The organism is Streptosporangium sp. NPDC049078 (assembly GCF_040648855.1).
Lineage (GTDB): Bacteria > Actinomycetota > Actinomycetes > Streptosporangiales > Streptosporangiaceae > Streptosporangium.
Genome location: NZ_JBEZEL010000024.1, coordinates 143,110 through 152,905, shown reverse-complemented (window position 1 = coordinate 152,905; position 9,796 = coordinate 143,110). Strand labels below are relative to the sequence as shown.

General features: G+C 70.9%; 8 protein-coding genes. 1 reads left to right on the top strand and 7 read right to left on the bottom strand.

Annotation, left to right across the window (positions count from 1 at the left end; translation table 11 throughout):
- Nucleotides 1-216: 216 nt before the first annotated feature.
- Nucleotides 217-1,401 carry an epoxide hydrolase family protein gene (locus tag AB0B90_RS34395; protein ID WP_350942601.1) on the bottom strand — a complete coding sequence of 395 codons (1,185 nt, stop codon included), beginning with the start codon at nt 1,399-1,401 and terminating at the stop codon, nt 217-219.
- A gap of 62 nt (nt 1,402-1,463) precedes the next feature.
- Here AB0B90_RS34395 and AB0B90_RS34390 point away from each other — a divergent pair, with 62 nt between their 5' ends.
- Complete coding sequence (locus tag AB0B90_RS34390) at nt 1,464-2,423, top strand: WYL domain-containing protein (protein ID WP_362926383.1); 960 nt, start codon at nt 1,464-1,466, stop codon at nt 2,421-2,423.
- A gap of 10 nt (nt 2,424-2,433) precedes the next feature.
- On the opposite strand, the gene hemL is transcribed toward AB0B90_RS34390, so the two are convergent.
- The 6 genes from hemL to AB0B90_RS34360 form a co-directional block, all read right to left on the bottom strand.
- A complete protein-coding gene (gene hemL / locus AB0B90_RS34385) occupies nt 2,434-3,729 on the bottom strand; it encodes a glutamate-1-semialdehyde 2,1-aminomutase (protein WP_350942599.1) in 1,296 nt (431 codons plus the stop codon).
- A 43-nt stretch (nt 3,730-3,772) separates the two neighbouring features.
- Nucleotides 3,773-4,414, bottom strand: coding sequence for a bifunctional DNA primase/polymerase (locus tag AB0B90_RS34380; RefSeq protein ID WP_350942598.1), 642 nt, complete (start codon nt 4,412-4,414; stop codon nt 3,773-3,775).
- A 192-nt stretch (nt 4,415-4,606) separates the two neighbouring features.
- A complete protein-coding gene (gene hemB, locus AB0B90_RS34375) occupies nt 4,607-5,593 on the bottom strand; it encodes a porphobilinogen synthase (protein ID WP_362896842.1) in 987 nt (328 codons plus the stop codon).
- 253 nt (nt 5,594-5,846) lie between these two features.
- On the bottom strand, nt 5,847-7,427 hold the full coding sequence (locus AB0B90_RS34370; RefSeq protein WP_350942594.1) for a uroporphyrinogen-III synthase: 1,581 nt from the start codon (nt 7,425-7,427) through the stop codon (nt 5,847-5,849).
- A complete protein-coding gene (hemC, locus tag AB0B90_RS34365) occupies nt 7,424-8,344 on the bottom strand; it encodes a hydroxymethylbilane synthase (RefSeq protein WP_350942593.1) in 921 nt (306 codons plus the stop codon). The genes AB0B90_RS34370 and hemC overlap by 4 nt, the downstream gene beginning before the upstream one ends.
- Nucleotides 8,341-9,681: a glutamyl-tRNA reductase gene (locus AB0B90_RS34360; protein WP_350942592.1), complete on the bottom strand. Its 1,341-nt coding sequence runs from the start codon at nt 9,679-9,681 to the stop codon at nt 8,341-8,343. Before AB0B90_RS34360 ends, hemC begins: the two co-directional genes overlap by 4 nt.
- Between the last annotated feature and the right edge of the window lie 115 nt (nt 9,682-9,796).

Here is a 9,796-nt window from a genome sequence, read left to right as displayed (position 1 = left end):
AATCCGTAACCAACGCGCCCGCCAGGCCGGAGGCCTGACCCACCAGACGACCACCAACGACGGCCGCCCGGAACACCCGCCCACCGGAGCGCGCACCCACCGAACCCCTCACCGAAGCCTTCACCAGAACACGAGCACACAGAACACACCCCGCTTGAGATTCGGCGCCCTGCCCAACTGTTCGCGCGAACCCCCAAGCGTCAGAACCCCCAAGCGTCAGCGGTGCAAGCGGAAGAAGGCGCGAATGTCCTCGGTGAGCAGGTCGGGAGTCTCCATCGCCGGGAAGTGGCCACCCCTCCCGAACTCCGACCAGTGCTCGATCAACCCCCCAGGGTCCATCACGCTCCGAATCGTCGTATCAGCGGCGAACACCGCGACACCCGTAGGCGGCCCCTGCCACCCACCGGCGTGATCATCCCCCTGCCGAGCAGCCATCTCGCGATACGCCTGCATGCCCTCGTAAACAGCATGCGCCGAGGAGGCTCCCGCGCCCGTGAACCAGAAGAGGCTCACGCAGGTGAGCAGCTGGTCGCGGCCGACCGCGTCCTCCGGCAGCTTCGCCTCAGGGTCGGTCCACTCGGCGAACTTCTCCGCGATCCAGGCGAGCTGGCCCACCGGCGAGTCGTTCAGGGAGTAGGCGAGCGTCTGCGGGCGGGTCGCCTGCATGTGCAGATAGCCGAACCCGTCGGCCTGGGACGCGTTGAACCGCTCGGCGCGTGCCCTGTCGGCCTCCGACAGGCCGGCGAGTTCGATCGGAGGGCCGAACGGCATCGCCGCCGTCGTCCCGGTCAGGTGTGTGCCGACCACCCTCCCCGCGTCGATCATGGCGAGTATCCCCGCCACCCCCGAGCCGGCGTCGGTCCCCTGGACCGCGTAGCGGCCGTAGTCCAGGCGGCTCATCAGCTCCGCCCATGCCTGGGCGACGCGGAAGAGGTTTCCCCATCCCTGCTCTTTCACGGGCGTCGAGAACCCGTACCCCGGCAGCGAGGGGATCACGACGTGGAAGGCGTCGGCCGGGTCGCCGCCGTGCGCGCGGGGGTCGGTCAGCGGGCCGATCACCTCAAGGAACTCGTACGGCGAGCTGGGCCAGCCGTGGGTGAGGATCAGCGGCAGCGCGTCCGGCTCGGGGGAGCGGACGTGCAGGAAGTGGATGTCCTGGCCGTTGATGCCGGTGACGAACTGCGGGAACGCGTTCAGCCTCTCCTCCTGGGCGCGCCAGTCGAAACCATCACCCCAATAGGCGACGAGGCCCTTCAGGTAGTCCAGCGGAACACCTCGCCCCCAACCGGTGCCGGCCACCTCCCGAGGCCAGCGGGTGCGGGCGAGCCGGTCACCGAGGTCGTCGAGGTCGGCCTGGGGGATGTCGATGCGGAACGGGCGGATCCCCGTGTCGTTGCTCATGCCAGAACCGTAGACACCAATGCGGAAAGGTCCGTTCCGCATTGTCAGCCACAATGAAAGACATGTTGGAGACCTCGGCCCGCCTGCTCCGCCTGCTCTCACTGCTGCAGAGTCCCCGGGACTGGACCGGCCCGCAGCTCGCGGAACGCCTCGAAGTGACCACCCGCACCGTACGCAACGACGTCGAACGCCTGCGCGAGCTGGGCTATCCCGTACACGCCACCCCCGGCGCCGCGGGTGGCTACCGACTCGGAGCCGGCGCCGCCCTCCCCCCGCTGCTGCTCGACGACGAGGAGGCGATCGCCGTCGCCGTGGGCCTGCGCACCGCCGCAGGAGGCACGGTCGCCGGGATCGAGGAGACGTCGCTGCGCGCCCTCGCCAAGCTGGAACAGGTCCTGCCCTCCCGGTTGCGACGTCGCGTGGACGCCCTGCAGACCACCGTGGTGGCCGTCCAGAACAACGGCCCCACCGTGGACGCCAAGGTTCTCGGCACCCTGGCGGGAGCGTGCCGCGACCGTGAGAGCCTGCGGTTCGACTACACCGGCCACGACGGCACGGTGACGCGGCGGCTGGCCGAGCCGTACCGGCTGATCCACATGAGCCGCCGCTGGTATCTCGTCGCCTGGGACGTCGAGCGGCGCGACTGGCGCACGTTCCGCGCCGACCGGATCGGGCCGCGCACCCCGACCGGTCCGCGCTTCGCTCCCCGGGAGCCGCCCGGCGGCGACCTGGTCGCCTACGTACAGCGCGGTGTAGGGGCGGCACTGTGGCGGCACCGAGCGCGGGTGCGGCTGCACGCCCCGGCCGAGGCCGTCGCCGAACGGCTACCGCCCTCCGTGCTGCTGGAGGCCGTCGACGAGAACACGTGCGTGATCGAGGCCGGGGCCGACACCCTCCAGATGCTCACCCTCTATCTGGGCATGCTCGACGTGGACTTCGACGTCCTCGACTCCCCGGAGTTCGCCGCCCACCTCGACACCCTGATCGACCGATACAGCCGAGCAACACGTGAGCACCCGTAACCAGAACGGCTCAGACAGCCTGTGCCGCGGCCTTAGCCGCAGCGGGAAGCGCCTCGGCGATACGGGAAAGAGCCTCGTCATCATGAGCGGAGGACAAGAACCACGCCTCGTACGCCGAAGGAGGCAGGTAGACCCCCTGCTCCAGCATCGAGTGGAAGAACGCCCGGTAAGCGGCGGTGTCCTGCTTCTGAGCAGCATCGAAGTCGGTGACCCGCTCGTCGGTGAAGAAGACGGAGAACAGGCTCCCGGCCCGCTGCAGCCGGTGCGGCACCCCGGCCGCCGACAGAGCGTCGGCGGCGGCGCGGCCGATGACCAGCGCGGCGGCGTCGACCCGGTCGTAGACCCCCTCGTCGCAGGCGCGCAGGGTGGCGAGGCCGGCGACGCAGGCGAGCGGGTTTCCCGACAGGGTGCCCGCCTGGTAGACCGGCCCCTCGGGGGCCAGGTGCGCCATCACGTCCGCGCGCCCGCCGAACGCGGCGGCGGGCAGCCCCCCGCCCATGACCTTGCCGAAGGTCATGAGGTCGGCCTCGACCGGGTCGAGCCCGTACCAGCCGGACTCCGACACCCGGAATCCGGTGAGCACCTCGTCGACGATGAGCAGGGCGCCGTACGCGGTGCACAGCTCGCGCAGCGTGGCGTTGAACCCGTCGAGCGGCGGGACGACGCCCATGTTGGCCGGGCACGCCTCGGTGATCACACACGCGATCTCGGCGCCGAAGGTCTGGAACGCCTCCGTCACCGCCTCGACCGAGTTGTACGGCAGCACCACGGTGTCGGCAGCAGAAGCGCCGGTCACCCCCGGGGTGTCGGGCAGACCGAAGGTCACCACGCCGGAGCCTGCCGAGGCGAGAAGGGCATCTACATGACCGTGGTAGCAACCCGCGAACTTCACGATCTTGGACCGGCCGGTGAACCCGCGGGCCAGCCGCACCGCGGACATGGTGGCCTCGGTACCGGAGCTGACCAGGCGGACCTTCTCCACCGGCTCGACGCGGGCGACGATCTCCTCGGCGAGCTCGACCTCGCCGGGCGTCGCCGTACCGAACGAGGTGCCGTCGCGCAGCGCCTCCTGAAGGGCCTCGATCACGGCGGGGTGCCGGTGGCCGAGGATCATCGGCCCCCACGAGCAGACCAGGTCGACGTAGCGGTTGCCGTCGACGTCGACGATGTAGGGCCCCTGCCCCGAGGTCATGAAGCGCGGTGTCCCGCCGACGGCGCCGAAGGCTCGGACCGGGGAGTTGACGCCTCCGGGGACGATCTCACGTGCGCGGGCGAACAGGGCCTCGGAGTTCTCAGTACGGCTCACGCCCTCCAGGGTAGTAGTCACCGGAGGACCCCCGGAAAAAGCGTCACTCGCAGGTGTCGGCGAGCCAGTCGAGGACGCGCAGCGGGTCGGGCAGCGGGCGTCCGTCGGGCGGGCGCAACCACGAGCCGGACCCACCGGTCGGCAGGAGCGAGGGCGGGGCGAGGACGTAGCTGTCGCGGCAGTGCCAGCGCAGGCCGGGCATCTCCTCGATGGTGGAAGGCCCGAAGTCCAGAGCGCAGGTCCACCACTCGTCCTCGTCGTCGGAGGCGTTCCTGGTGGCCACATAGAACAGGGCCCGGTCGCCGTTGACGGCGACCGGGCCCGAGGCGACTCCGGCGGAGTCCATGTTCGCGAGGGTGGTGCGCCCCGCGGCGAGCGGTACGTCGAAGACGTCGAACACCCGTCCCGTGGGGAGGATCACGTTCGCCTCCGGCTCGTACCGCCACCAGTTGGTGAGCAGGGCCGGGTCGGTGGTGGCCTGCATCTGCCAGGCCCGCGAGAGCGGATGTGCCCCCGGGTCGGGACAGCCGATCCTGTCGCAGGAACAGGAGCGCGAACCGCCCTTCAGCGGCTTCGCGCCGGGACAGCTCGCCCAGCCCAGGGCGGCGTACTCCAGCACAAAGTTGATCATCTGCTTCGGATGGCCATGCCGTCTACTTCGACGAACCATCGGTACCCCGACCATTGTGTCCTCCGTCGTCCGCGCATCCCGCGTGCACCCCGGATGCGGTCGACCTGTCCACACTCTGGTCAGTCGGATCGTCGAATATCCAGGGTTTACGCCACCTGGGACACATCCGCACCGGTTATCGCACTCTAACGCACCCGCATCTCCATCAAGCGGCGAACCTCCAGTTCTCGGCACGCGCCGCCGGTCTCACCTCAGTTTCCCCGCCACCTCGGTGGCCCAGTAGGTGAGGATCATGTCGGCCCCCGCCCTGCGGATCGCGACCAGCGACTCCATGATCACCCGGTCCCGGTCGACCCAGCCGTTCGCCGCCGCGGCCTCGACCATCGCGTACTCTCCGCTGACCTGGTACGCCGCCACCGGCACGTCCACGGCGTCGCGCACCTGGCGCAGGATGTCGAGGTAGGCCAGCGCGGGCTTCACCATCACGGCGTCGGCGCCCTCGTCGAGGTCCAGTCTCACCTCGCGCAGCGCCTCACCGACCGGTCCCGCCGCGTCCTGCTGGTAGGCGTTGCGGTCACCGAACTGAGGAGCGCACTCGGCCGCCTCGCGGAACGGGCCGTAGAACGCCGAGGCGTACTTCGCCGAGTACGCCAGGATCGGGACCTGCTCGAAGCCGTCGCCGTCCAGGGCCGCCCTGATCGCCGCGACCTGGCCGTCCATCATGCCGCTCGGCGCGATGACCTGCGATCCGGCCCGCGCCTGGGCCACCGCGGCGGACGCGTAGCGCTCCAGGGTGGCGTCGTTGTCGACCTCACCCTCGGGGGTCAGAATGCCGCAGTGCCCGTGGTCGGTGAACTCGTCCAGGCAGGTGTCGGTCATCACGACCAGCGCGTCGCCCACGTCGGCGACCAGGTCGGCGACGGCGCGCTGGACGATTCCCTCCGGGTCGTCGGCCGCCGAGCCCCGGCCGTCCTTCACCTCGGGGATGCCGAACAGGATCAGCCCGCCGACCCCGGCCTCGGCGGCCTCGTGGGCGGCCTTGCGCAGCGAGTCGCGGGTGTGCTGGAACACCCCGGGCATCGAGCCGATCGGATTCGGCTCGGTGATGCCCTCCTTCACGAACATCGGCAGCACGAGCTCCGCCGGGTGCAGCCGGGTCCCGGCCACCATCCGGCGCATCGACGCCGTACGACGGAGCCTGCGCGGACGCGCGACAGGGAACTGAGCCGTCATGGTGCTTCCCCTCCCCCCGGCCGGTAACGGAATCGCGAGCCGGAGGATCTCGGTTGTGTGTTCCTGACTCACCACTCGACGCGGCACCGATCATGCCGCCGACCACAACGCCGATCATGAGACCGGCCGCAACGCCGATCATGAAACCGATCGCGTTGTCACCGCAACGCCGATCACGGCCCGCGACGCTCGCCGGGGGCCGTCGAACGCGGCCGGCCCGCCCGTCGTGCGCGGGCGGCGACCACTTCCAAGGTTACTTCGCGCGGCGCCGGGCTCCCCGCCGGGTCTGCGAGGGCCTGCGAGGGGTGTCCCCCGCCATGACCGCGGCCTGCCGCTGCTTGGCACCATACTCGGCGAGCGCCGCCGCGAGGGCGGAAGCCGAAGGTTTGTCGGCCATGACGTCGACGCGGAGCCCGAACTCCTCGGCGGTTTTGGCGGTCTGCGGGCCGATCACGGCGATGACCGTGACGTTGTGCGGCTTGCCCGCGATGCCCACGAGGTTGCGGACGGTGCTCGACGAGGTGAACAGCACCGCGTCGAACCCGCCGCCCTTGATGGACTCACGGGTCGGGGCGGGCGGCGGCGCGGCGCGGACGGTACGGTAGGCGGTCACGTCGTCGCACTCCCAGCCGAGCTCGGTGAGCCCCGCCACGAGCGTCTCGGTCGCGATGTCGGCGCGGGGCAGCAGCACCCGGTTGATCGGGTCGAGCATCGAGTCGTACGGCGGCCACTCGGCGAGCAGGCCCTCCGACGACTGCTCGCCGGTCGGCGTCAGATCCGGTTTGACGCCGAAGCTCACCAGCGCCCGCGCGGTGCTCTCGCCCACGGCCGCGACCTTGAGCCCGGCGAACGCGCGGGCGTCCAGGCCGTACTCCTCGAACTTCTCACGCACGGCCTTGACCGCGTTCGCGCTGGTGAACGCCACCCACTCGTAGCGTCCGGTGACCAGGCCCTTGATCGCGCGGTCCATCTGCTGCGGGGTGCGTGGCGGCTCGACGGAGATCGTGGGGACCTCCTCGGGCACCGCGCCGTACGACTGCAGCTGCTCGACCAGGCCGGCCGACTGCTCCTTGGTCCTGGGGACGAGCACCCGCCAGCCGAACAGCGGCTTGGTCTCGAACCACGACAGCCGGTCGCGCATGCCGACGGCCTCGCCGACCACGATCAGCGCGGGCTCGGCCATCCCGGCGTGCTTGAGATCGGGCGCGAGCCTGCCCAGCGTGGTCACCACGGTGTGCTGCTCGGTCGTGGTGCCCGCGCTGCTCACCGCCACGGGCGTCGAGTCGGGGCGGCCCGCCGCGATCAGCGCCTTTCCGATCGGAACGGCCTCGGCCACGCCGTTGTAGATCACCAGAGTGCTCGATCCGGTGGCGTACGCGGCCCAGTCGTCGATCTGGGTCGCGTCCACGACCCGGAACTCGGGCACCGAGACCGCGGCGGGGATCCCCGCGTAGGTGAGCACCGCCGTCGCCGGCGGCACACCGGGCACGATCTCGAACTCCACGTCCGCCTTGGCGCAGGCCGCGACCTCCTCGGTGATCGAGGAGAAGAACATCGGATCGCCCGCGCACAGCCGTACGACGCAGCTCCCGCCCTTGGCCGCCTTGACGACCTTCAGCGAGACGGCGCCGTCCTCGGCCGCGTCGACGACGTCGACGCCCTCACGGCAGTGGCGCAACAGCGGGCCGTACGCCTCCCGGTCGAGAATGACGACGTCCGCCTTGGAAAGCAGGTCGGCGCCGCGCAGCGTGAGCAGGCCCTCATCACCGGGGCCGGCCCCGACGAAGGCGACGAACCCGGACGGGCGCTCGAAGGTGGTACTTCCGGAGCTCAATGTGCTTGCTCCCCTATCAACGTGCCGGCCCCCTCCGCGATCATCTCGGCCGCGAGGTCGCGACCGAGATCCATGGGCGTGGAAGGGCTTCCGGCGGTGGACTTGCGCACCGCTCGCCTGCCGTCGACGGCGACGACAGCGGCGGTCAGGATCAGATCGTGCCCGTTCTCGGCCGCGTACGCGCCCACCGGGGCTGCGCACCCCGCCTCCAGGGCGTTGAGCACCGCGCGCTCGGCGGTGACCGCCGCGCGGGTGCGCGCGTCGTCGAGCACGCTCAGCAACTCGACCAGGTCGGCGCGGTCGGAGCGGCACTCCACGGCCAGCGCCCCCTGCCCGGGGGCGGGCAGCATCTCCTCGACCTCGAAGATCTGGGAGATCTCGGCCTCGCGGCCCAGCCGGCCGAGCCCGGCGGCGGCGAGCACGACGCCCTGCAGCTCGCCGGAGGTCACCTTGCCGATGCGGGTGTCGGCGTTACCGCGGATGGGCACGTAATCAAGATCAGGACGAATCACCCGAAGCTGGGCGATCCGCCGCGGTGAGCCCGTGCCGATCGCCGCGCCGGACGGCAGGTCGGCCAGTTTGGCGACGCTCACCAGGGCGTCCCTGGGGTCGTCGCGCGGCGGGATCGCCGCGATGACCACGCGCGGGTCGGGCGTGGTGGGCAGGTCCTTCAGGGAGTGCACCGCGAAGTCGATCGCACCCTCGATCAGCTTGTCGCGCAGCGCGCTGACGAAGACCCCGGTACCGCCGAGCTGCGTGAGGTCGGACTTGGTCACATCGCCGAAGGTGGTGACACCGACCAGCTCGACGGCCGCGCCGGTCAGCTCGGTGAGGCGGGCGGCGACCAGGCCGGACTGCGTCGTCGCCATGACGCTCCGCCTCGTCCCCAGCCGGAGCGGAGAGGAAACGCTGCTCACAGGTCTGCCTCCTTCTTGCTCGGCTCGGTGTTCCTACCCGGCTCGACATCGATCGTCTCGACGCACCTCACCGCTTCTGGCACCTTCGGGTCAAGATTGAACAGCTCCCGCAGCGCCTCCGCGTAATGATCACCCGCCGGGGACTCCGCCAGCTGCTTGACACGCACGGTGGGCTCGTGGAGCAACTTGTCGACCACGCGCCGCACGGTCTGGCCCACCTCGTCCCTGACACGCCCCTCAAGATCGGGCACCCGCGCCACGAGCCGTCCGAGCTCCGCCTCGACCACCTGGGCCGCCTTGCTCCGCAGCGCCACCACGGTCGGCGTGACGCGCGCGGCGCGCTCGGCCGACAGGTAGGCGGTGACCTCCTCGGCGACGATCTCGCGCACGGCGACGACCGCCTCGGCGCGACCGCCGTCGTCGGTGCCGGCGTCGGCCTCACCCTCCTGCATGGACTCCAGGTCGACCAGCGTCACACCGGGCAGCCGCCGTACGGCGGGATCGATGTCGTGCGGCAGGGCCAGGTCCAGCAGGAACGTCTCACGGGGAGCCACCATGTCGGCCGTGATGACCACGTCGGTGGCGCCGGTGCAGGAGATGACCAGGTCGGCCTCCGCCAGCTCGGCCGCCAGGTCGCCGAAGCCGGCGGCCCTGCCGCCGACCGTCCGCGCCAGCCGCACCGCGCGGTCGTGGGTCCGGTTCACCACCACGATGTCGGTGACGCCCGCCCGCTGCAGGGTCGCGGCCGACAGGGCGCTCATCGAGCCCGCGCCGACCACCAGGGCCCGCTTCCCCGCCAGGGGACCGAGAGCGCGCTCGGCGAGGGTGAGCCCCACCCCGACGAGGGAGGCGCCCGCCCGGTCGATGCCGGTCTCGGTGTGGGAGCGCTTGCCCACCCGCAGTGACTGCTGGACGAGCTCGTTGAGCGTGGGGCCGAGCGTGCCCTCCTGCTGGGCGAGCCTGAGCGCCGAACGCACCTGGCCGAGGATCTGTCCCTCTCCCACGACCATCGAGTCGAGGCCGGAACCGACGGAGAACAGGTGCTCGACGGCACGGTCCTCGTAGTGCACGTAGAGGTGGGAGGCCAGCTGCTCCATGGGGACGCCGGAGTGGGTGCTGAGCAACCGGGAGATCGAGGTCACCGCGGCGTGGAACCGGTCGACCTCGACGTAGACCTCGACCCTGTTGCAGGTCGAGACGACCATGGCCTCGGCGACGTGGGCGTCCTGCTGGACGTCCTGGAGCAGCTTCACCAGCGAGTCGCCCGAGACGGAGACCCGCTCCAGCATGGCCACCGGTGCCGTCCGGTGGCTCAGGCCGACGACGAGAACGCTCATCGGCCCCCACCGGCCTTCCGGAAGAGGACGTGATCCGCTCTCGGGCTCGTCCCGCCGGTATACGTCGCGGTCGACACGCCCGTCGTGCTCATGCTCGTCCGGAGGAGCCGGGAGA

Coding starts and splice junctions, on each gene's coding strand:
- AB0B90_RS34380 (WP_350942598.1), bottom strand. CDS start 4,414: ATGGTCGGGGTACCGATGGTTCGTCGAAGTAGACGGCATGGCCATCCG.
- AB0B90_RS34390 (WP_362926383.1), top strand. CDS start 1,464: ATGTTGGAGACCTCGGCCCGCCTGCTCCGCCTGCTCTCACTGCTGCAG.
- AB0B90_RS34395 (WP_350942601.1), bottom strand. CDS start 1,401: ATGAGCAACGACACGGGGATCCGCCCGTTCCGCATCGACATCCCCCAG.
- AB0B90_RS34360 (WP_350942592.1), bottom strand. CDS start 9,681: ATGAGCGTTCTCGTCGTCGGCCTGAGCCACCGGACGGCACCGGTGGCC.
- hemB (WP_362896842.1), bottom strand. CDS start 5,593: ATGACGGCTCAGTTCCCTGTCGCGCGTCCGCGCAGGCTCCGTCGTACG.